Below are 22,544 nucleotides of genomic sequence, written 5' to 3' on the forward strand. Positions count from 1 at the left end.
GACACGGGTTCGAAGCTCTTGTCGCGCAGGCCGTTTGTCTTGGCTGTCCGTCCTTCACTGTGTCTCCTCATGTCACACCCAGCCACTAATATCTGAGCTGGGGGTTTTGTCATCCGTCCGGGACGGACGACTCCCGGCGGACTGTGACGCGCGGATCGAAGAGCAAAGGGCGGGGACGGGGCATGCGGGAAGGCCGGTGGACCACGGTCACCGAGTCCGAGTTCGACCATGAGCGTCGCGGCCTCGATGCCATCCGCGAGAAGCTGCCGGACTCCGACCCGTGGCGGGCCTGGTCGAACTTCACCTTCACCGCGAACACCGGGCACGTCCGTGAGGTCGACCTGCTCGTGGTCGCCCCCGGCGGCATGTGCATGATCGAGCTGAAGGACTGGCACGGCTCGGTCACCTCCGAGAACGGCACCTGGGTGCAGACCACACCCGGTGGTCACCGGCGCACGCACGGCAACCCGCTGCACCTCGTCAACAAGAAGGCCAAGGAGCTGGCCGGGCTGCTCGGGCAGAACGGCAAGCGCGTGTGGGTCGGCGAGGCGGTCTGCTTCACCGACAACTCCCTGCGCGTCCGGCTTCCTGCCCATGACCAGAACGGCGTCTACACGATCGCCGAACTGATCAAGATGCTGGAGCAGCCGCCGCGGGACGAGCGCCGCCGGATCAGCGCGATCGACTCCCGCGAGATCAAGACCGCGCTGGAGCGGATCGGCATCCGCCGCAGCGACGCCGAGTACAAGGTCGGGCCCTACGAGCTGGATCGGAAGTCTTTCGACTCCGGACCGACCTGGGCCGACTACCAGGCCCGCCATGTCGAGCTGCCCGAGCTGGCCCGTATCCGTATTTATCTACGGGAACGCGGCTCGGACGCCACGATTCGGCAGTCCGTGGAGAACGCCGCCAGGCGCGAGGCGGCGGTCCTGAAGCGCTTCCGCCACCCCGGCGCCGTCCAGCTCAAGGACTACTACCCCTCCGGGCACTCGGCCGGCCCCGCGCTGCTCTTCGACTACCACCCGCAGACGATGAAGCTGGACGAGTACCTGGTCCAGTACGGCGAGAAGCTCGACGTCCTCGGCCGGATGGCCCTCGTACGGCAGCTCGCCGAGACCATGAGGTCCGCGCACTCCAGCCGTATCCACCACCGGGCGCTCGCCGCGCGCTCGGTGCACGTCCTGCCCCGCAACCGGGGCAGGAAGGGCCAGGCCGTGGGCGAGGAGGCAGCCTGGCTCAGCCCGCGCCTGCAGATCTCCGACTGGCAGATCGCCACACAGCGGAGCCTGGGCTCGTCCCAGGGCGGGGGCGCGACCCGTTTCGCGCCGACCGCGCTCTCCGCGATGCACATCGCCGAGGGCTCCGACCCGTACCTCGCGCCCGAGCTGACCGCGCTCAACGCCGACCCGGTGTACCTGGACGTGTACGGCCTCGGCGTCCTCACGTACCTGCTGGTCACGGGCAAGGCCCCGGCCGCCAGCCAGGCCGAGCTGCTGGCCCGGCTGGAGGCAGGGGAGGGGCTGCGTCCCAGCTCCCTGGTGGACGGCCTCTCGGAGGACATCGACTTCCTGGTGCAGGCCGCCACGGCGTACCGGCCGCAGCAGCGCCTGTCCACGGTCGACGAATTTCTGGAGATGCTGGAGATCGTCGAGGAGACCCTCACCGCTCCGGCATCCGCCGCGGCCACCCCCGAAGCCCCGGAGAAGGACCCGCTCGAAGCCGTCGCGGGCGATGTCCTCGCCGGCCGCTGGGAGGTCCGCCGCCGTCTCGGCACCGGCTCGACCAGCCGCGCCTTCCTCGTCCGCGACCTCGAGGCCGAGGCGAAGAAGACCCGCCCGCTGGCCGTGCTCAAGGTCGCCCTGTCCGACAGCCGAGGCGAGATCCTCGCCCACGAGGCCGAGGTCATGGGCCGGCTGCGCCCCGACTCGCGCATCATCCGCCTCGTCGAGCCGGAGCCGCTGCACATCGGTGGCCGTACGGTCCTCGCGCTGGAGTACGTCGGCGACGAGCGGGACGATGCGGGCAACGGCGAGGCGGGCGAAGGGACATCGCGTTCCCGCCGCCGCGAGGAGACGGTGGCCCGCCAGCTCCGCGAGGGCGGCCGGCTCCCGATCGACCAGCTGGAGGCGTACGGCGACTACCTCTTCGGCGCCGTCGACTTCCTCGAGGGCGAGGGCGTCTGGCACCGCGACATCAAGCCGGACAACATCGCGATCCGTATCCGCCCGAACCGCACCCGCGAGCTGGTGCTGATCGACTTCTCGCTCGCCGGATACCCGGCGAAGAACGTCGACGCGGGTACGGAGGGCTATCTCGACCCGTTCGTCGAGATCATTACGCGCGGGTCGTACGACTCCCACGCCGAGCGGTACGCCGTCGCCGTCACCCTGCACCAGATGGCGTCGGGCGAGCTGCCCAAGTGGGGCGACGGGGCTGTGCTGCCGCGGATGACGGACGCGAAGGAGTGGCCGTACCCGAAGATCGAGTTTGATGCTTTCGACCCGGCCGTCCGCGACGGGCTCGTCGCGTTCTTCCAGAAGGCCCTGCACCGGGATGCCAGCAAGCGCTTCCCCGAGCTGAAGCCGATGCGGGACGCGTGGAAGAAGATCTTCCTTGACGCCTCGCAGGCCGTGCCGTCCAGCCACCGCACCCGGCATCCCGCGCCCGGCGAGAGCACGCCTGCCGCCATCGCGGAGGCAGAGCCGGAGACCGCCGAGCAGCAGCGGGACCGGCTCGCCGCTGAAGTGACCCGCGATACCCCGTTGTCGGTTGCCGGTCTCACGGGTGCCGCGGAGTCGTTCCTGTACGGGCTTGGCATCACGAAGGTCGGCGAGCTGCTCGACTACAGCCGCCGCAAGCTCGTCAACGCCCCTGGCCTCGGCGCCAAGACCCGCAACGAGGTCCAGCGACGTCAGCGCGAGTGGGGCGAGAAGCTGCGCGAGGTCCCTGTTTCGCCGCTCACCCCGCAGGGGCGGGCGGAGGCGAAGGAGGAGCTGGAGCAGCTGACCGCCGCGGAGTCGGCCGTCGTCGACGTGCTTGCATCGGCCCGCAGCCTGCGCTCCATCAGCCTCGACACCCTCGCCACGATCTTCGTACCGGCGATCAACAACAACGGCTCGAACCGCAACAAGGCGGAGATGGTGCGGCTGCTGCTGCGCCTGCCCGACGAGCAGGGCGTACTGCCGCACGGCATCGGCGTCTGGCCCAAGCAGAAGGATGTCGCGGAGGCGCTGGGCCTGACGGCCGGCCGCATCCCGCAGATGCTCAAGGAGGAGCGCAAGCGCTGGAAGGACCACGAGGCGGTCCAGGCGCTGCGCGCGGAGATCCTGGAACTGCTCGCCGGAATGGGGCGGGTCGCCTCGGCAGCCGAGATCGCGGACGCACTGGCGGTGCGCCGCGGCACCCAGCTCACCGAGCGCGAGCAGCGGCGTGCGCTCGCTCTCGCGGCGGTGCGAGCGGTGGTGGAGGTCGAGCAGCTCGTACCGGAGGAGGCCGAGTTCCAGCACCAGCCCAACCGCAAGGCGACGGATGAGTCGCTGGGCGCGGGCCTGCTGGCATTGGACGTACGCGAGGACGACGCCCCGGACACCCCGACCGCGCCCGGCCTGCTCCACTATGCGACGCGGCTGGGCAAGACGGCGGACCGGCTGGCCGAGCTGGACACGCTGCCGACGGCGGCGACGGTGCTGGTCGAGCTGGGCGCGCTGACCGTGCCGCCGGGCACGATCGACTGGGACGAGCGCCGCATGGTGGAGCTGGCGGCGGCGGCCTCGACGAACGCGGCCGCCACGCCGCGTCTTGAGGTGTACCCGCGTGACCTGCCGCTGGTGCGAGCACTGCGTCTCACACAGGCGGGCCTGCCGCGGCTGATCCCGGGTGTACCGGAGCAGCGGCAGCCCGGTCTGACTGGTGAGGACGTGCACGAGCGGGTACGGGCGCGTTTCCCGGAGCTGGTCATGCCGGACGGCCGGGGCGGTACGACGCACGAGCTGCCGACGGGCGGCCCGCTGACGAAGGCGCTGCGTGACGCAGGCTTCGACCTGTCCCTGTCCATGCGCGAGGACACGAAGACGCTGCGGTACCTGCCGACCCGCATGGACCATGTCACCAGCTACCTCACGGGTGGGGCCTGGGGAACGTCCACCCGCGGTGGTTCGGTGACGCGATACGCGGACGACCCGCAGCTCGCGGGCGCGGTCCGGGCCGAGGAGCGCCTGCTTGCGTCGGCGCGGCGAGACGGTTACCGGGTGTTGACGGTACGTCAGCAGCTGACGCGGGACGCGGTGGTGGAGCTGGCGGGTGAGCGCTTCGCTGCCGGCGCCGTCTCGGTGACCGAGCTGTTCCTGGAGGCCATGCACGGGCTCGTCCCACCGGGGACGAAGCCGACGTGGGAGACGCTGCTCAAGGCGGACGTGGCCGAGACCGGGTCGCGGGGCGCGATGAAGTTCGCGGAGTACGCGCGTACGGCGTGGGGTTCCGTCGAGCCGCGGGTACGGGAACTGCTCGGCGCTGGGAGTGGTCCTGTGCTGATGACGGAGGCCGCGGTGTTCGCCCGGTACGACGCGATGGGCGTCCTGGACCGCCTCGCGGACGCGGCCCGGCAGGGCGGACGCGGCCTGTGGCTGCTCGTACCGCAGGGCGACCCTTCGCGAGAGCCGCGGCTCGGGCAGGTGGCCGTGCCGTACCAGGCCGGCCTGGGGGAATGGATTCAGCTTCCGGACACGTGGGTGCGCAAGGCGCACCTCGGGTCCGGCGAGGGTTCTGTGAGTGTCGAGGGAGACGCGAAGTGATCGACCGCAAGGCTCTGTTGGACAACCTGAAGCAGCAGGTCAAGGCGGTCGAGACCGACCTCGCACGGCAGGTGAAGGTCGTGGAGGAGGTCGGGACGCGGCTGCGCGGCGAGTACGACCAGGCGCGCAAGCTGGGGCGTACGGCGGCGACGTGGAACTCGTGGCTCGACGACCGCGTCACGCAGGTCGCGGTGGCGTGGGTCCTGGGGTCGGTCTTCGTCCGCTTCTGTGAGGACAACCGGCTGATCCCCGAGCCGTACCTGACGGGCCCGGACGGCGACCGTCGCGAACTGGCCGAGGCGCGTTACGACGCGTATGTGGAGGCGGAGGACGACCCGACGTACCGGGGCTGGCTGGAGCGCGCCTTCGAGGAACTGGGCGCGGGCCAGGCCGGCCGACTGCTCTTCGATCGCAAGCACAACCCCCTGTACCAGATCCCGCTGTCGCACGACGGTGCGCGGGAGCTGGTCGAGTTCTGGCGCGAGCGCGACGAGTCGGGTGCGCTGGTCCATGACTTCACGGACCCGCTGAACGAGGACGGCACGGAGGGCTGGGACACGCGGTTCCTGGGTGACCTGTACCAGGACCTGAGCGAGGCCGCGCGTAAGACATACGCGTTGCTCCAGACCCCGGAGTTCGTGGAGGAGTTTATCCTCGACCGCACGATGGACCCGGCGGTCCGGGAGTTCGGCTATGAGGACCTGAAGATGATCGACCCCACGTGCGGGTCGGGTCACTTCGTCCTGGGCGCCTTCCGGCGGCTGGTTCGGCTGTGGGGGGAGGGTCAGCCGGGGCGTGACGTGCACGAGCGGGTGCGGGCTGCGCTGGATTCTGTGCATGGAGTGGACCTGAACCCGTTCGCGGTGGCTATCGCGAGGTTCCGGTTGTTGGTTGCGGCTATGGCTGCGAGCGGTGTACGGACGCTGGCAGAGGCCGCCAGGTACGAGTGGCCCATCCACCTGGCTGTCGGCGACTCGCTCATCAAGGCCCGCCAGCTGGAACTGACGCTGCTGGGCGAGGACGAGGACGGGGCCGACGACCCGCTGGCCTCGTTCGCCTACGCCACCGAGGACGTGCACGAGCACTCAGGGATCTTGCAGCAGGGGCGCTATCACGTGGTGGTCGGAAACCCGCCGTACATCACAGTGAAGGACAAGAAGCTCAACGCGCTGTACCGGGAGCTTTACGACGCCTGCGGGGGTACGTACGCGCTGTCGGTGCCGTTTGCGCAGAGATTCTTTGATCTTGCCAAGCGGGGGGACGCCGAGGGGCGTGGCTACGGCATGGTCGGGCAGATCACTGCCAACTCGTTCATGAAGCGCGAGTTCGGTACGAAGCTGATCGAGAGCTACTTCCGCGACCGTGTTGAGTTGACGGAGGTCATCGACACCTCCGGCGCCTACATCCCCGGGCATGGGACGCCTACTGTCATCCTGGTAGGTAAGCGCCGTGATGGCAGCGGACGCTCGCATACCATTCGCACGGTGCGAAGCGTCCAGGGCGAGCCCGCAGCGCCGGAGAACGCCGAGGACGGTCTGGTGTGGAACGCGATCGTGGACCAGATCGACAAACCGGGCTCGGTGAGCCAGTGGGTGTCGGCGGACGACCTTGAGCGGGCGCGGTATTTCGCTAGGAAGCCGTGGATCTTGACCGACGGCGGGCTTGAGATGGTCGAGGCCTTGTCGGTGGCTGGCGTGGCACCGCTCAAGTCGCAGATTGTCCGGATTGGCTTCTACGGCGACACCCATGCTGATGACGCACTCACGATGCCGGCCCGGGTACTCAAGATGCGCGGCGCAGAACCGGAGTTTGTCAAGCGCATCGGCGTAGGTGACGAGGTGCGGGACTTTGCCATTGCTGATGGCAGCTCTGTGATTCACCCGTACGACTCTTCGCGGTCGATTGCTCCCGTTGGCGTCATGCCGAATATCGGGCGAATTCTGTGGCCTAACCGGACCGAGCTCGGAAATCGTTCGACGTTTTCGGGCCGTACCTACTTTGCCGACAGCCGTGCCTGGTGGGAATGGCACCAGCTCCCGAAAGACGACAGTGCCCACGAGTGGTCCCTGAACTTTGCTTTCGTAGCCACGCATAACCATGTTGCCTTGGACCGCAGTGGACGTGCTTTCACTCGAACCACTCCGGTGATCAAGTTGCCAGAGAGGGCCAATAGGGAGGAGCACCTGCGGCTGCTTGGGCTGCTCAACAGCTCTACTGCTGGTCTGTGGCTCAAGATGGTGAGTCACAGCAAGGGGACAGAAGGGCATCAGTCTGGCATCAAGACCGAACTCTGGGAGCAGTTCTACGAGTTCACGGGAACCAAGGTTCAGGAGCTCCCGCTCCCCGCCGAGTACCCCACAGCCCTTGCAACTGTGCTCGATACCCTTGCTCAGCAGCTCTCCACTACCAGCCCCTCCGCCCTAGCGACTGAGTCCACCCCCACTGCCCCCGCCCTCCGCGAAGCCAAGGCCCGCTGGGAATCCACTCGCGCTCGCATGATCGCCCTTCAGGAGGAGCTGGACTGGCAGGTCTACTCCCTCTACAAGTTGTACCCCGAAGACCTCCGCGTCTCCGAGGACCCCAACGAGCCCAAAACCCCCCAACTCGCCCTCGGTGAGCGCGCCTTCGAGATCGTCCTTGCGCGTCGCGTCGCCGCAGGCGAGGCGTCCGACGAGTGGTTCAAGCGGCACAACTCCACCCCCATCACGGAGATCCCCGCGCACTGGCCAGCCCCCTACCGGGAGATCGTCCAGAAGCGGATCGACGCCATCGAGTCGTCCCGCGCCATCGGCATGATTGAGCGCCCCGAGTACAAGCGCCGCTGGGCCACCGAGGGCTGGGACGCCCTCCAGGAGAAGGCCCTGCGCTCCTGGCTGCTCGACCGGATCGAGAACCGGGACCACTGGTACGACGAGAACGGCCTGCCTACGCTCGTCACCCTCTCCCGGCTCACCGACGCCCTCTCCCGTGACGTGGACTTCGTCTCCGTTGCCAAGCTCTACGCGCCCCGCAAGGACCTGCCGAAGGTCGTCGCGGAGCTGCTCGCTGACGAGCATGTGCCGTTCCTCGCAGCCCTGCGCTACAAGCCTGCCGCCCTGAAGAAGCGCGCGGACTGGGAGCACGTGTGGGACCTTCAGCGTCAGGAGGATGCCGCGCCCGACGAGTCGGCCAAGCGCAAGATCCGGGACTCCATCCCCGTACCGCCGAAGTACACCTCCGCCGACTTCCTGCGCCCCTCCTACTGGCGGGCGCGTGGCAAGCTCGACGTACCCAAGGAACGCTTCATCTCCTACGCCCAGACCAACACCCCTACCCCCGAGCTGTACGGGTGGGCCGGCTGGGATCAGCGGGAGCAGGCGCAGGCCCTCGCCACGTACTTCACCAACACCGCACTGTCCACCGAGGAAATCACGCCGTTCCTCGCCGGGCTGCTGGAGCTCCAGCCGTGGCTGTTCCAGTGGCACAACGAGTTCGACATGCTCTACAGCGTCTCCCCTGCGGACTTCTTCGCCAGCTACCGCCAGCAGAAGCAGGGCGAGCACGGACTCACCGATGACGACCTTCGCAACTGGCGTCCCCCGGCCGCAGCCCGAGGCCGTCGCGCCGCCGTGAAGAAGTAGCCGAAAATGACTCGGTGTTGTGCCCGTACGCCGACACCGAGTCTGCCGGACGAGGGGCCGCCGGGTGCGTGTGCCCGTGGCCTCCGGTCGGTACGCGCAGCACAGCCCAAACGGTCTTGCCGGGGGCGGCCGGGCGAGGGGTGACGCCCCAGTCGTCCGCGAGGGTGGCGACGAGGTGGAGGCCGCGGCCGGACTCGGACAGGGAGTCGAGGGTCGGGGGAATGGACGGGGGCTGTTTCTCGGCACGTGTGTCGGTCACCTCGATGCGGAAGGTGTCCTCGGCCAGGGTGAGTTGAAGGTGGAAGTCCCGGCCGGGGATGTGGCCGTGGCGTACGGCGTTGGCGCTGAGTTCGGCCGTGATGAGGGTGAGCGTCTCGTTGGCCGGGGTCGTGTAGGGGTGGCCCCAGTCGTTCAGGCGGTGCGAGACCAGTCGGCGGGCGAGGCGGGCTCCGCGTGGGGTTGAGGTGAAGCGCATGGTGAACCCGTGTTCGGGTGTGGGGTGATGTGGCATACGCCCGTTCGGGGGAGTTGCTGAATTCATGCGGTCAACGGTCGCGGACTCTGCGTAGCGTTGAACAGGAGCGCTGCGCTGACGGGTGCGGGCTGTACACGTGGGCGGTGCGCTTGTATGTGGTGTCGGGCGTGACCGGTTCCTGGGCCGTGCGTTGGGCGGGTGGGTCCGGTGACTGCGATGGTCGTACGGGAGGAGCCGCGGCGTGGACGACGAGGTTCAGCAGTCGGAGTACGAGGTCGGAACGGGCATGCTGTGCGTGTTCGGGCGGCACTTGAAGCTGTTCCGGGAGCGGTCGGAGATGGACCGCGCGAGGTTCGGGTCACTGACCGGGTACTCGGCTTCGACGATCGCCTCGTTCGAGCAGGGGAGACGTATTCCGCCGCCGAAGTTCATCGACCAGGCCGATGAAGTGCTGGGCGCAGGTGGGGTGTTGTGCGCGAGCAAGGAGGAGGTGGCGCGGGCTCAGTATCCGGCGTTCTTTCGGGATGCGGCCAAGTTGGAGGCCGAGGCGGTTGAGCTTCACGTGTATGCCAACCAAGCGGTGCCTGGGCTGTTGCAGACGGAAGAGTATGCGCGGGCGGTGTTCATCAACTGGCGGCCTCTGCTGCACGAGGACGTGGTCGAGCAGAGGGTGACAGCGCGCCTGGCCCGGCAGGAGATTTTCTGCCGCACGCAGTTGCCCACCATCAGCTTCGTCATCGAGGAGTCGGTTCTGCGTAGACCGCTGGGCGGGTGGGGCATCATGCGAGGGCAGTTGGAGCAGATCCTGCTCCATGGACAGCGGCGTAACGTGGAGATTCAGGTGATGCCGATCGAGCGGGACGAGCACGCCGGACTGGCTGGTCCGTTCACCTTGATCGAGGCGAAGGAAGGGCGGAGGATCGCGTACGTGGAGGCTCAGCAGGACAGTTGCCTCTACACGGCGCGGAAGCCAGTCCGGGAGATCGAGGAGCAGTACGGACTCCTTCGGGCCCAAGCGCTCACTCCGCGCGAGTCGCTGGCCCTCGTCGAGAAGTTGCTTGGAGAGAGATGAACGTCGAACAGCCTGTACCTGAGTCGACCTGGTTCAAGAGCAGTTACAGCAGTGGGGCAGGCGGCGAATGCCTTGAGGTCGCCGCCTGCCCCGGCAGGGTTCACGTCCGCGACTCAAAGGACACGACCCGTGCCGCACTGGCCGTGGAACCCACGGCGTGGACCGCGTTCGTACACTTCGCGGCACTCTGACAGAGGCAGGGCCCTCGGCAGCCGGGTGCTTGCCGAGGGCCCTGCATGTGTCCCGGCAGGATCAGAGCCTCACCTGGAAACCGGCGGCCAACGGAGCGAGGGTGTCGTGCCGGCGCAGTTGCGCCAGAGCGGTCAACGCCCGCCTGGAAAAGCTCAGTTCGCAGCGACGGGCTCCCTCCCAGGTGATGATCGGCATCGTGACCCACCCAACCGGCGCATGTGGGAGGTCGAGTGCGGCAGGGTAAGGGACCAACAGGTTCCGGTGTCCGTCGAGTTGAGACGTTCGAACGCCTGACTCGACTGCACAGGCAGTGCGTTGTGGCAGGCCCGCCCGTCACCCACATGGGACCCAGACTGAGTTGGCGCAGCTTGGTCGCTGGAGGGTAGAGCTCCTGTAGGTTCCTGCTATGGCCACGAGTAGAGTTATCGAAGACCCCGAGTCGCGCTTCTCCGCAGTGCTGGTGGGCGCAGCAAAGCTTCCGGGCGTGCGCATCAACAGGGAGGTATACCTCCGAAAGGCGCTGGCTCGCTACTGCTCCGAGGACGAAATCCGCAGAGCAATCGAAGAGACCCCTGCGGCGGCGGGTATACCTATCGAGGTTCTGGACAGAGCGGCCAACGACTCCATCAGCTACGAAACCACCAAGGCCAGCGCTCTCTCCGCGGCTGCTGGGATACCTGGCTTCATCGCCCTTCCCGCCACTGTGCCCGCTGATGCGGCCCAATACTTCGGCCACATGCTGCGTATCGCGCAGAAGCTCGCCTACCTCTACAGCTGGCCCGATCTGTTCTCCGGCGACAGCGATGACATCGACGACGCGACCAAGGGGGTGCTCACGCTGTTCTTTGGTGTGATGTTCGGTGCCCAATCGGCGAACGCTGCTGTGGGGAAGGTCGCCGGGATGATGTCGAAGCAGGTCGCCAAGAAGCTACCCCAGAAGGCACTCACCAAGGGCGTCATCTACCCAATAGTGAAAAAAGTCGCGGGCTACCTCGGCGTTCAGATGACAAAGCAAACCTTCGCAAAGACCGTCTCCAAGGCTATCCCTGTCGTCGGGGCCGTTGTTTCTGGCGGGCTCACTCTTGCAACCTACCGTCCTATGGCTAAAAGGCTGAAGAAGCACCTCTCCAGCTTGGAGCTTACGCAGCCAACCCACCGAGTTGTCGATGCGGAAGTCGTAGACGTTCACGACTCCTTCGCTACAGAACACGCTGAGCAGCATGACGCAGACGACACTGCCATCGAGCTGGAGAATCCTCACTCCTCTTAGCTCACCTATGACGATGAGTATGGTGACCCGCCGTCCGGGTCGGCAGGGGGGCCTACCGCGCGGAGCTGGGGTGAAGCGCAGTGCCCTGCCGATCAATGCGAACCGGGAAAACCCGTCTGAGCGCCGAGGCCCTGAGGCGGGGCAAGCGGAACGATCTCCCGGTCGAAGAAAGCGTAGAAACCCTCACCGCGCTCGTAGAGCGTGTCGAATCCGAGAGACGTTTCCCGGATTAGGGCTCGTTCGGTGAAGCGGTTGGCGCCGGCCGCGTTCCCATCATCGTCGTAAACCACCTCATACATGGCCACGTCCCCGAGAATCACCACCTCCGGAACCGGGCGGTCCTTCTCGATGTCCGAGATCTTGCGGGCATCGAGCACTTTGATGTCGTCGCCCAGGTCCACACGCACCCGCAGCACGAAAAACTCCCACTGCACGTACGGTGTGATCGGGAACTCCACAACACGAAGGCGGCGGTGCGGGACGCCCAGTTGCGCCGCCTTCTGGAGTTCCTGCGCGTAGTCGTCGCGCCTCTCTTCGGCAAGGGACAGCGCCCTCGTCCAGTCACCGGTGGCGAAAGCCTCCCAGCTGGCGAAGCCCCGCTCCTTGAAATGCTGCCCGCGTTCGAGCTTGTTCAGGAAGCCGATGCCGCTGGTGTAGACCTGTCCGAAGTCCGCGTGATACGTGGGGCGATCCATGCGCTCGGAGACCCCGTTGGGGAACGAATCAAACACTGGGGATATCCGGTTTCGCCGCGACAAGCATGTTCCTCGGGATGACCACGAGTCGTTCATCCGCCCCGATCGAGACCCCGTCGGGCAGGTTCTTGCCGAGCGACTGGGTGAGGTCCCGGCCGATGACGGCGATGTCCCCGTTGGCGAGTTCCCAGATGTCGGGGCAGTCAGGAGTACCGGTTGTGTTCCCCAGCTCTTGGGGCGATTTTCCCAGACGCCGTTTGAAGGTTGTGGCCGGATCCGCTTCCCATGGCCTGGTCACTGCCATCGCCCCCTCGATCGGTCGGGTGGCGCCACTGTAGCGCCCGACATGCCCGCCTGACCATGTGGGTAAGTCCGGAACTGTGATCGAAATGGCGTCGAGCGACGCCTCCTTGTCTCGTATCGCTCAAGAGTGGAACGATATTGACCGGGAGAGGGAATCACGCCAGCACCTGACAGGCGCCACTTTTCCGCCGCGCTGTCGGAAAAACGAGTGAACGGAGGGGCGCTGTGGACCCGGAGGTGACCTTGCTCGTACAGAGCGCTGGAACCACCTTGGTCGCGCTGATGGCAACCGATGCCTGGCATCGCACCCGCGAGGGGCTCACACAGCTCTGGCGCCGGATGCAGCCCGAGCGGGCCGAGACCGTGGCCGCCGAGCTGGAGGCCGGCCGCGAGGATGTTCTGGCTGCCATGGCGGCGAACGACCAGGAGACGTTGAGCGAACTGCGTCTGCAGTGGCAGGGGCTGGTACGGCGCCTGATCGTCGCCCGACCCGCCGCCGCCGAGGAACTGCGCAGGCTGCTGGACGAACTCGATCCCGACGGCACGGCTGCCCGGCCGGTCACGCAGCACGCCACAGCGTCCGGTCACGCCCGGGTCTACCAAGCGGGGCGAGACCAGCACATCGCCGAGCGATGACGGGTGGGATGGACGGTCATGCCGAGGACCGGGGGCGTGTCTACCAGGCGTCGGGCGACCAGCACATCAACGAACACCACCACTACGGCGGCGACACCTCCGGGCCGAGCGGCCCGGACTCGGTCCGCCGTCCGGCGGTGGGGCGGCCTCCGGTGGTGCTGCGCGACCGCACCGAGGTGATGGAACGCCTGCGGGCAAGCATCGAGGTTGGGCGCGGTGGCGGAGTCTACGTGCTGTACGGCATGGGTGGCTGCGGCAAGACGGCGGTCGCCTGTGCCTTCTTCCAGGTGGCCACCGGCGAAGGCGGCCGGGTAGGCCTGTGGGTCAACGCCTCCGACCGTGCGAGCCTGCGCGCCGGCATGCTGGCCGTCGCAGCGGACCGGGGGGCGGGCGACGGCGAACTGCTGGCCGCCCGCAACGGCCTCCGTCCCGCGGCGGATCTCGTCTGGCAGTATCTCGACCGCTCCGCCGAGCCCTGGCTGCTGGTCCTCGACAACGCCGACGAGCCGGAGATCCTGCGGGACGGCAGTTGGCTGCGCACCAGCCCACGCGGCACTGTCGTGGTGACCACCCGGCGGGCCGCCGCTCGCTGGTGGCCAGGGGCCGAACTGCAGCACATCGGCGTACTGCCGCGGGAGGACGCCGCACTCGTGCTGTGCGACCTCGCCCCGCACAGCGGTACGGCGGAGCAGGCCGCGCGGATCGCGGACCGGCTCGGGCGGCTGCCACTCGCCCTCACCCTGGCGGGCGGCTTCCTGTCCCATCAGGTACTCGACCCCTGGACGTTGGATGCCTACGGGCATCATCTCGACGAGGACGAACGTGTCCAGCTCATCGACCGAGGAGCTGACGCGTTGTCCGAGGCGGACCCGCGGCATCTGGTCGGCATGACCTGGCAGTTGACACTCGACACGTTCGAGGCGCGCGGGCTGCCCGAAGCGGCGGCACTGCTCAGGCTGCTGGCCCGGTTCGCTTCGGAGCCACTGCCGCTGTCCCTGCTCGACCGCGCCGACATCGGCGGCGTCCTCCCCCGTGCCCGTACCGAAACAGCGTTGAGAGCCCTGCTCGACCAGTCGCTGACCGAACTGGTCGACGTCGGCGTGCGCTGCGTACAGAGCCATGGAGTGCTGCTCGACAGCGTCTCGGCGGCGACACCTGCGAAGCGGATGCCCGCTCTCGACACGACGGCCGTCCGGCTGCTCGACGCGGCCGTGCCCGGCGTACCCGACGCGGGCCCCTACGATCCACAGCTACGACTGCTGGTACCCCATGCGCTCGCCTTGTTGCGACGTATCGGCGAACCATCGGCTCTGGCCGATGCCCTGTCCGTCGCGACGCGGCTGTCGGTCGCCCTGCACCGCACCGGCGACTACCTCTCGGCCTGGGAGACCTCCCGTACCGCGGCGGACCTCGCACAGCAGCCGCTCGGCGCGGATCACCGTCTGGTACTGGCTGCCCGTTCCAGGGCCGGCCGAGCGCTGTTCCGACTGGGCAGGTACGCCGAAGCCGAGTCGTCGCTCCGCGGTGTCCGTGCCACCCAGGAGAGACTGTTCGGGGCCGACGACCCCGACACCCTGGACAGCGGCTACGGCCTTCAGCTCGTGCTGGGAAACCTCGGCAGACGAGAGGAATCGCTCGCACTCCTCCGGGCGACCGTCACCGGTCGGCGCACGGCACTGGGCCCCGCGCACCCACTGACTCTGCGGTCCCGCGCCAGTCTGCTGGAGATGCTGCCCGCCTCCGAGGTGGTCACCGAGGAAGACGGCGCGCTGCTCTCCCTGCCGTCGGAATGCGCCCGGCTCCTCGGCCCCGATCACACGGTGACGCTGGGCGCCGGACACAACCACGCCTGGGCGCTCTACCTCCTGGGCCGTTTCGACGAGGCCGATGAGGAGATCCGGCTCGTCGCCGAAGCGTATGTGCGCCGCTTCGGACCCGAGAACCCGATCGTGCTCGCGGCCCGGCAGCTCTTCTCCCGAACCCGGTCCGCCCTCGGCCACGTGGATGTGGGGATCGAGCTGATGACGGATGTCGTCGCACGGCGGGAACGCAGCCTGGGCCCCGGGCACCCCTTCACGGTCGCGAGCCGTCGGCTGCTGGACGAGTACCGATCGGGTCGACGGCGCCCGCCGCAACCGGCCGGCGGATGACAGCGCGATACGCGAGGGCGCGTTCCGGATCGCGCTGCCATGGGCGGTGTTCCTGCGCGGTGGCGGCGACGTCGGTGGTGCGCGAGGCTGTACGGCGCGGGGGTGGTCGGAGTACCGATGTAGGGTGCTATGCGCAGGCCGTACGGGTGACCGTTCAGTACGAGGGGGACATGAGGTGCAACCGCCGCAAGCCCGCCTCCCTTGACCTGACCGATGCCGGGAACGTCGTTCCCGCCCGGCGGCACATGACCGATCCCCTCCCCGCCACCGACCGGGACCATCGGCACGTCGCACCGCCCACAGACCACCCGTACTTCCGGGTCCGCCCCCACGACCCGGACCGGTAACCGGCTAACCGGCTTCGGGCCGGGGGCAGACCCGCACCACATCGAGTACGAGCAGCAGCGCCGAACACTGTCAGGGAGAGCGAGACCGACAATGGCCCAGCAGCCCCTTCTTCGCGATGTCATCAACATCAAGGAGTCCATCTCGACCTCGGACTTCGTGCTGTCCCTCGCCGAGGCGACCACGCGCGAGGGTGCCGAGCACGCGCTCAAGGACTACGTGGTCACGGAGCGGCTGCTGGAGAACTTCGATGAGGCCCTCGGCCTCATCAAGTCCGCCCTCGACGGTCACACCTCCAAGGCGGCTTACCTGCACGGCTCGTTCGGTTCCGGTAAGTCGCACTTCATGGCCGTCCTGCACGCGCTCCTCAGCGGCAGCCCGGCCGCCCGTGCGCGCAGCGAGTTCGACCCCGTACTGACCAAGCACGAGTGGCTCGGCACGGACGGCAAGAAGTTCCTGCTCGTGCCCTACCACATGCTCGGCGCCAAAGCCCTGGAGCAGCGCGTGCTCGGCGGGTACGTCCACCATGTAAAGAAGCTGCACTCGGACGCCCCGACCCCGCAGGTGTACCGGACCGACTCCCTCTTCGCCGATATCCGCGCCATGCGGGCCAACATCGGCGACGAAGGCGTCATCCGGGGCCTCGGCAGCGCGGACAGCGCCGACGAAGAGGACGAGTGGGGCGAGGGCTTCGCCTGGACCCCGCAGCTCCTCGACACCGCACTCGCCGCCGAGGAGGTCCACGAGGCCGGCGAGGCCCTGAACCTGGTCTCCCCCTCCACGCCCCCGGAACTGCGCGCCCGCCTTGTCCAGGACGCCAGCACCAACCTCCTCCCCGGCTTCGCCAAGAATGCCGTAGAGGACGAGCACGGCTTCATCTCGCTCGACGCCGGTTTGTCCGTCATCGCCGAGCACGCCAAGGCGCTCGGCTACGACGGGCTGATCCTCTTCATGGACGAGCTGATCCTGTGGCTCGCCACCCTCATTCACGACCAGAAGTTCGTGGCCCGCGAGGCCAGCAAGATCACGAACTTCGTGGAGGGCGGCGACGCCCGCCGGGCCATCCCGGTCGTGTCGTTCATCGCCCGCCAGCGTGACCTGCGTGAGCTGGTCGGCGAGGAGGTGTCCGGGGCCGCCGAATCGTCCATCCAGGACACCCTCAACCTCGCCTCCGGACGCTTCGACAAGATCACCCTCGAGGACCGCAACCTCCCCCAGATCGCCAACGCCCGCCTGCTCAAGCCGAAGGACGACGCAGCAGCCCAGCTGGTCGACGCGGCCTTCGAGCAGACGAAGCGGGTCGGCACCCAGATTTGGGATACCCTCCTCGGCTCCGACAAGGGGACGACGGGCGCGGACGCCGACTCGTTCCGGCTGACGTACCCCTTCTCGCCGGCCTTCATGGACACCCTCGTCCACATCTCGTCCGCGCTGCAGCGCTCCCGTACCGGTCTGAAGCTGATGGGCCAGCTGCTTGCCGACCACCGCGACGACCTCCGCCTTGGCCAGCTCATCCCCGTCGGCGATCTCTACCCCGTCATCGCGGAGGGCGGCGACAAGCCCTTCACCGACAGCCTGAAGGTCGTCTTCGAGGCCGCTGACAAGTTGTACAAGAACAAGCTGCGGCCGTACCTGCTCACCTCGTACGACATCACCGAGGACGACGTCGAGCAGTACCTGCACAGGCCCGACACCATCACCGACCCCAAGCTGGCCAACAGCTGCCGTCTGTTCGTCGGCGACAACCGGCTCGCCTGCACCCTCCTCCTGTCCGCCCTCGCACCCAGCGTGCCCGCCCTCTCCGAGCTGACCATCCGCCGCCTCGGCGCGCTCAACCACGGCTCGGTGATGGCGCCCATCCCGGGCAGCGAGGTCGGCATCATCAAGAACAAGGTCGCCGAGTGGGCGGCCCGGTTCCCCGAGATCAAGGAGACCGGCACCGACGCCAACCCGGGCGTCCGCCTCGAACTCTCCGGCGTCGACGTGGACTCCGTCATCGCCAACGCCCAGGTCAACGACAACCCGGGCAACCGGCTGGCGCTCGCCAAGCGGCTGCTGTCCGAGGAACTCGGTGTCGAGCACGGAGCGTTCAGCGACGAACTCAACTTCGTCTGGCGCGGTACCGGCCGCACCGCCGAGGTCGTCTTCGGGAACGTCGCCGACGAGGACGAGCTGCCCGACCACGACCTGATGCCGCAGGAGGAAGGGCGCTGGCGGATCGCCGTCGACCTGCCCTTCGACGAGGGTGAGTGGGGGCCCGTCGAGGACGCCAACCGGATGCGGCGACTGCGCGAGAAGCAGCAGGGCGAGCGGTCCCGTAGCGTCGCCTGGCTGCCCGCGCACCTCTCCGCCCAGCGGTTCGCGGACTTCCGCCGCCTCGTCGTCATCGACAAGGCCCTGGCCGACGAGCAGCGCTTCGACACCCAGTACGCCGGCCACCTCAACGCCGACAACCGCAGCCGCGCCAAGGGCCTGCTGGAGACCCAGCGCGAATCCCTGCTCAAGCAGGTCAAGGGCGCCTTCAAGCAGGCATACGGGCTGGCGCAGAAGCAGGACGCGGACGTCTCCCTCGACTTCGACGACCACCTCCAGGCGCTGCCGGACGTCAGCGACCTCACGCTGTCCTTCGGTCAGTCCCTGCACGACGGCATCCGGCACGTGGCCGGCAAGCTGCTCGTCCACCAGTACCCGGCGCACCCGAACCTCGACCCCGACGCGACGGAGACGGCCGTCAAGCCCGCCGACGCGCGGAAGGTCTTCACACACGTCCGGGCCGCGGCCGAGGCGCGCGACGGGCGGATCGAGGTTCCGGCCGCCGACCGCAAGCTGATGCAGCGGATCGCGACTCCCCTCCGGCTGGGTCAGCAGAAGGAGGCGTACTTCGAGCTGTCCCGCTACTGGGCCGACCACTTCCGTCAGCTCGCCAGCGGGCAGGGCACGACCGGCGACCTCAGCCTGATCACGCTCACCGACTGGACAGACAAGCCCGAGCCGCGCGGTCTGCCGGACTTCCTCGCCAAGCTGGTCGTGGCCTCCTTCGCGGAGATGGACGACCGGGTGTGGGTGCGCGGCAGCACCGTTCTCGACCCCGCCCCCGAGCTGGCGCAGATCAAGGACCACGACGCCCTGCGCAGCCAGCCCCTGCCCGGCGAAGCCGACTGGGAGGCCGCGCGGCAGCGCTTCGAGACCGTCTTCGGACAGAAGGCGCCCACGCTGCGGCGCGGACGCATGGTCAATCAGTTCGCCCGTCAGATCATCGACTCCGTCCGCGTGCAGCAGGAGCACGCCGCCGAACTCGTACGGCAGCTGGAGGCGCACTCCTCCTTCCTCGGCCTGGACGAGACCGACGACACCGGGCGGCTCGCGCTCGCCCGTCGCGCGCTCGAGCTCCTCAAGGCAGTCACGGCGGCTGCCGGGCAGGGCGCGGCCGGGGCGAAGAAGACGGTGGAGACGCTCGCCTCCTTCGACCTCGGCGCCGTCAGCGCCGACCGGTACGGGACCTCGATCAAGCAGGCCCGCGCCGTCGCCGAAGCCCTCGCGCGAGCCTCCTGGTCCACCCTCGACCTCGCCTCGTCCGAAGGCCCCGAGGGTGCCGCGCTGCTCGACTCCCTGCGCAACGTGGCGCGAGGCGACCAGCGCACCGGTGACCTGCGCGACGCCCTGGCCCGTACGCAGCGCGAGGTGCTGGCGCTGGTGAAGCGGAACCGGGCGGCGGCCACCCCGCAGCCTGTTCCCGTCGTGCCCACCCCGCCCGCGCCGACCGCGGGGGACATCTCTCTGAGCACGGACACCAGCCACCCGCCGGTGCCGGAGATCCCGCAGCAGACGGGCGCCGCCGGCAGCCCGGGCACCGTGCGGCGCTCGGGCGGGGGCCGGACCACGGCAGGCCGAGCCGTGGCCGAACTCCAGGCGGAACTGGCCGAGCTGGCGTCCCGTGAGCCGGGTGCCACCATCGAGATCACCTGGCGGGTCGTCGACTGATGAGCACCTCCACCGTCGCCGTACCGGGCGCGGTCCGGCTGAACACCGCGACCGTCACCCAGTACCTGTCGTCCCAGTCGTCGCTGGCCGCCTCCCTGGTGGAGGCGGTTGGCGGCAAGCGGCGAGTCGTTCTGCTGCGGTCCGCGCCGCAGTGGGACGGCCCCGCCGAGCCCGCCTGGGGCGAGGGGAACACCGCCCGCGTCGCTGCCGCGCCCTCCCCACTCGCCGTTCACGAGCTGGTTCTCGACCACCTGGCGGAACGGTCCGCCGGTCCCGCCGTCCTGGTCGTCCTGACCGACCGTGAGCAGACCGAGCTCGACCCGGCGATTCTCGCGCGCGTCCACAAGAAGCGTGTCGAGACCGTCGACAGCTGGGACGTGGTGCGCGAGGCGTTCGGCGCGGAGCAGATCGACACCCGGCTCAAGGACGCCAACTGGGCGGCCGAGGCGCTGCTCGACGCCACTCCGCCCGGCGGCTGGCCGCCGCTGGCCGGCGGCGTGCTGTCCCGGCGGGACGCGCTCACCGCGCTCGCACTCCGCCGCCTGCGTCTCGGACGTTACGCCACCGACCAGGACGTGCGCCGTCCGGGCGATGACCGGCTCGACGCCCACGCCCTGCTGCGTTGGTCGCTGAGCGGCGGCGGACCCGAGCGTCTGCTGGGACTGCGCGGCCCCGAGCGCGCCGGGCTGACCGCGTTCCTCGGCGAGGAGGACCAGGCGAGCCTCGCCGGGCGCGCGCTGCTCGCCCTCGTCGACGCCGAGCACGGGGCCGACGCGGTGGCGTTCGGGCTGGTGTGCGGGGCACTGTGGCTGCACGCGGAGCCGGACGCGGAGACCTACCGGGCGCGGGGGCGCGCCGAGCGCTGGTTCGGCGAGCAGCCGCCCGCGGCCGGGGAGCAGCTCGACGCCCTGGTGTCGGTCTTCGGCCGAGCCGCCGAGGAGTTCGTGGCCGCACTGCTCGTGACGGGAAACCGTACCGGGAGCGGCGACGCGGACGAGGCCCGAGAGGCCCGCCGGGTCACCGGCACCGTCCTGGACAAGGCGGCGACGCTGGCGCGGCAGTTCGGCGCCGAGGCGGCCGTCCGGTCGAGTTCCGTCCTGGCGGGCGGACTTGAGGCGAGGTTCACCGCGGTGGGGCAGGCGCTCGTGGCCGCGGAGCCGGCTGCCGCCGCGGCGGCGGTCCGGAATCTGGAAAAGCACTCGCTCGCCTCCGCCCCCGACATGCCTGCCCGCATCGAGCGGGCCGCCATGGGGCAGCGGCTCGCCCAGTGGCTGGCCACCGACCCGGCCCTCGAGTCGGACTCGGTTGCCGCCGCCATACAGCGCCACATCGCCGAAACCGGCTGGGTCGACCTGGCGCTGGAACACATCGAAGCCGGCGGCGATCCCGACCCCGTGCTGAAGTCCGCGTACGACACCCTCGGCGCACGGGTCCGCGAGCGGCGCCGTGAGATCGACCGTGCCTTCGCGCGCTCCCTGGCGGTCTGGACCGAGGCGGGTACGCCGCTCGGCGCGACGCCGACCGTGGAGACCTTCCTCGACAAGGTCGTGAAGCCCGTCGTGACGCACGGGGAGGGGCGGCGCGTCCTGCTGCTCCTCCTGGACGGCATGAGCGCACCCATCGCGAGCGAGCTCGCCGAGGAACTCCGCCAGTCCTGGGCCGAGTTCGACCCGTTGGACGAGGGCGCTCCGCGCCGACGAGCCGTGGCAGCCGCCCTGCCCACCCTGACCGCCGTGTCCCGCACCTCCCTGTTCGCGGGCACGCTGATGAAGGGCACGCAGGCCGACGAGAAGCGTCTGTTCCCCGCACACAAGCTGTGGGGCGGTGCCCCGGCCGTCGTCTTCCACAAGGACGACCTGCGCACCGAAACAGCAGGAGACACCTTCGGCCCGGCACTCACCGAAGCCCTCAACGACGGCAGGACGCATGTCGCGGTCGTCCTGAACACCATCGACGACCGGCTCGCCAAGGAGCAGAAGCTCGGCGACGCAGCCTGGCACGTCGACCACGTCAGTGCGCTGCGCGAGCTGCTGAGGGCCGCCGCTGAGCAAGGCATGGCGGTGATCCTCACGAGCGACCACGGGCACGTAGTCGACCGGCACGGAGTGAAGGCCGAGGCCGCCGAGCCGGCCTCGGCCCGGCACCGCCTCCCGGGCGGCCCCCTGGGCGACCGTGAGATCGCACTGTCCGGCCCCCGTGTGGTCTGGCCGGAGCCCGGTGCCTCGATCGTCGCCCTGTGGGACGCCGACTCCCGCTACACCGCACTCAAGGCCGGCTACCACGGCGGCGCCTCCCTCGCCGAGTTCACCATCCCGGTCCTGGCGTTCCTGCCCTTCGGGGCGGAGCCGCCCAGGGGCTGGCGCGAGCTGGGCGACCAGCGCCCCGAGTGGTGGTCGCCGGAAGCGAAGACGCCACGTGCCCATGTCCCGGCCCAGTCCCAGGCACCTGCGCAGGCCGCGAAGAAGGCAGCTGCCAAGCCCAAGAAGGCTCAGGTCGAACTCGCCCAGACCCACGACTCGCTCTTCGACGTGGAGCTGGCCGCCGGTGGCGACGACGTCCTTGTCACCCCCCACCCTGGTGTCCCCGGACGAGGCCCTGATCGCCGGGCTGCTCGCCTCGGACATGTACCAGGCGCAGATCGGAGTTCTGGCCCGCAAGCCCAAGCCCGCAGAGGTCGAGAAGGCACTCACCGCCCTGCTCGACGCGGGCCGTACCCTCCCCGTGACGGCCCTGGCCCAGCGCATCGGCATGCCGCCCGCCCGAGGCGCCGGTTTCGCCGCCGTACTGCGCCAGCTCCTCAACTACGACGGCGTGCAGGTCCTGGAGACCCTGCCGGACGGGCGCACTCTGCGGCTGGACGTCGAGCTGCTGCGGCTGCAGTTCGGGCTCGCCTGAGGGCTACATGATGGGGGTGCCCCAGGCTTCACCGGGCCTGGGGCACCCCGGCTGGTTCTCGTGTAAGGGACTGCTCATCGTCCCCACAGGGCTAGGGTGGCCCCATACAGGGGATCAAAG

12 protein-coding genes and 2 pseudogenes are annotated in these 22,544 nt (G+C 68.9%); 10 read left to right on the forward strand and 4 right to left on the reverse strand.

Going from position 1 to position 22,544, the window contains the following annotated elements:
* Positions 1-182: 182 nt before the first annotated feature.
* Both pglW and pglX read left to right on the forward strand, forming a co-directional pair.
* Positions 183-4,790 carry a BREX system serine/threonine kinase PglW gene (pglW, locus tag ABD858_RS27650; protein WP_345042452.1) on the forward strand — a complete coding sequence of 1,536 codons (4,608 nt, stop codon included), beginning with the start codon at positions 183-185 and terminating at the stop codon, positions 4,788-4,790.
* Positions 4,787-8,410, forward strand: a complete 3,624-nt coding sequence (gene pglX, locus ABD858_RS27655) for a BREX-2 system adenine-specific DNA-methyltransferase PglX (protein WP_345042453.1) — start codon at positions 4,787-4,789, stop codon at positions 8,408-8,410. The genes pglW and pglX overlap by 4 nt, the downstream gene beginning before the upstream one ends.
* On the opposite strand, the gene ABD858_RS27660 is transcribed toward pglX, so the two are convergent.
* A complete protein-coding gene (locus ABD858_RS27660) occupies positions 8,337-8,885 on the reverse strand; it encodes an ATP-binding protein (RefSeq protein WP_345042455.1) in 549 nt (182 codons plus the stop codon). The genes pglX and ABD858_RS27660 overlap by 74 nt on opposite strands.
* A gap of 241 nt (positions 8,886-9,126) precedes the next feature.
* Here ABD858_RS27660 and ABD858_RS27665 point away from each other — a divergent pair, with 241 nt between their 5' ends.
* Both ABD858_RS27665 and ABD858_RS27670 read left to right on the forward strand, forming a co-directional pair.
* A complete protein-coding gene (locus tag ABD858_RS27665) occupies positions 9,127-9,957 on the forward strand; it encodes a helix-turn-helix domain-containing protein (protein WP_345042457.1) in 831 nt (276 codons plus the stop codon).
* The gene (locus ABD858_RS27670) at positions 9,954-10,148 is read left to right on the forward strand and encodes a DUF397 domain-containing protein (RefSeq protein WP_345042460.1); all 195 of its coding nucleotides are present in this window, start codon (positions 9,954-9,956) and stop codon (positions 10,146-10,148) included. The genes ABD858_RS27665 and ABD858_RS27670 overlap by 4 nt, the downstream gene beginning before the upstream one ends.
* A 70-nt stretch (positions 10,149-10,218) precedes the next feature.
* On the opposite strand, the pseudogene ABD858_RS27675 reads toward ABD858_RS27670, so the two are convergent.
* Positions 10,219-10,401, reverse strand: a pseudogene (locus ABD858_RS27675) (IS5/IS1182 family transposase); the annotation flags it as partial.
* A gap of 154 nt (positions 10,402-10,555) precedes the next feature.
* Here ABD858_RS27675 and ABD858_RS27680 point away from each other — a divergent pair.
* Positions 10,556-11,419 carry a hypothetical protein gene (locus ABD858_RS27680; RefSeq protein WP_345042462.1) on the forward strand — a complete coding sequence of 288 codons (864 nt, stop codon included), beginning with the start codon at positions 10,556-10,558 and terminating at the stop codon, positions 11,417-11,419.
* A 92-nt stretch (positions 11,420-11,511) separates the two neighbouring features.
* Here ABD858_RS27680 and ABD858_RS27685 read toward each other — a convergent pair whose 3' ends face one another.
* A complete protein-coding gene (locus ABD858_RS27685) occupies positions 11,512-12,150 on the reverse strand; it encodes a DUF6879 family protein (protein ID WP_345042464.1) in 639 nt (212 codons plus the stop codon).
* Positions 12,143-12,412 carry a hypothetical protein gene (locus ABD858_RS27690; protein ID WP_345044942.1) on the reverse strand — a complete coding sequence of 90 codons (270 nt, stop codon included), beginning with the start codon at positions 12,410-12,412 and terminating at the stop codon, positions 12,143-12,145. Before ABD858_RS27690 ends, ABD858_RS27685 begins: the two co-directional genes overlap by 8 nt.
* A gap of 230 nt (positions 12,413-12,642) precedes the next feature.
* Here ABD858_RS27690 and ABD858_RS27695 point away from each other — a divergent pair, with 230 nt between their 5' ends.
* The 5 genes and pseudogenes from ABD858_RS27695 to pglZ all read left to right on the forward strand — a co-directional run bounded on the left by ABD858_RS27695 (position 12,643) and on the right by pglZ (position 22,424).
* Positions 12,643-13,053 (forward strand): hypothetical protein, encoded by a 411-nt coding sequence (locus ABD858_RS27695; protein ID WP_345042466.1) that lies wholly within the window; start codon positions 12,643-12,645, stop codon positions 13,051-13,053.
* An 8-nt stretch (positions 13,054-13,061) separates the two neighbouring features.
* A complete protein-coding gene (locus ABD858_RS27700; protein ID WP_345042469.1) occupies positions 13,062-15,203 on the forward strand; it encodes a tetratricopeptide repeat protein in 2,142 nt (713 codons plus the stop codon).
* Positions 15,204-15,373: 170 nt separating this feature from the next.
* The gene (locus tag ABD858_RS27705; protein WP_345042471.1) at positions 15,374-15,550 is read left to right on the forward strand and encodes a hypothetical protein; all 177 of its coding nucleotides are present in this window, start codon (positions 15,374-15,376) and stop codon (positions 15,548-15,550) included.
* Positions 15,551-15,641: 91 nt separating this feature from the next.
* The gene (gene pglY / locus ABD858_RS27710; RefSeq protein WP_345042473.1) at positions 15,642-19,529 is read left to right on the forward strand and encodes a BREX-2 system ATPase PglY; all 3,888 of its coding nucleotides are present in this window, start codon (positions 15,642-15,644) and stop codon (positions 19,527-19,529) included.
* Positions 19,529-22,424, forward strand: a pseudogene (gene pglZ / locus ABD858_RS27715) (BREX-2 system phosphatase PglZ). Before pglY ends, pglZ begins: the two are co-directional and overlap by 1 nt.
* Positions 22,425-22,544 lie beyond the last annotated feature (120 nt).

This window comes from Streptomyces sannanensis, from assembly GCF_039536205.1.
Lineage (GTDB): Bacteria > Actinomycetota > Actinomycetes > Streptomycetales > Streptomycetaceae > Streptomyces > Streptomyces sannanensis.

Excerpts from the sequence above, each read along its gene's own strand:
- pglW (WP_345042452.1), top strand. The coding sequence starts at position 183 with ATGCGGGAAGGCCGGTGGACCACGGTCACCGAGTCCGAGTTCGACCAT.
- ABD858_RS27660 (WP_345042455.1), bottom strand. The coding sequence starts at position 8,885 with ATGCGCTTCACCTCAACCCCACGCGGAGCCCGCCTCGCCCGCCGACTG.
- ABD858_RS27670 (WP_345042460.1), top strand. The coding sequence starts at position 9,954 with ATGAACGTCGAACAGCCTGTACCTGAGTCGACCTGGTTCAAGAGCAGT.
- ABD858_RS27680 (WP_345042462.1), top strand. The coding sequence starts at position 10,556 with ATGGCCACGAGTAGAGTTATCGAAGACCCCGAGTCGCGCTTCTCCGCA.
- ABD858_RS27700 (WP_345042469.1), top strand. The coding sequence starts at position 13,062 with ATGGACGGTCATGCCGAGGACCGGGGGCGTGTCTACCAGGCGTCGGGC.
- ABD858_RS27705 (WP_345042471.1), top strand. The coding sequence starts at position 15,374 with ATGAGGTGCAACCGCCGCAAGCCCGCCTCCCTTGACCTGACCGATGCC.
- pglY (WP_345042473.1), top strand. The coding sequence starts at position 15,642 with ATGGCCCAGCAGCCCCTTCTTCGCGATGTCATCAACATCAAGGAGTCC.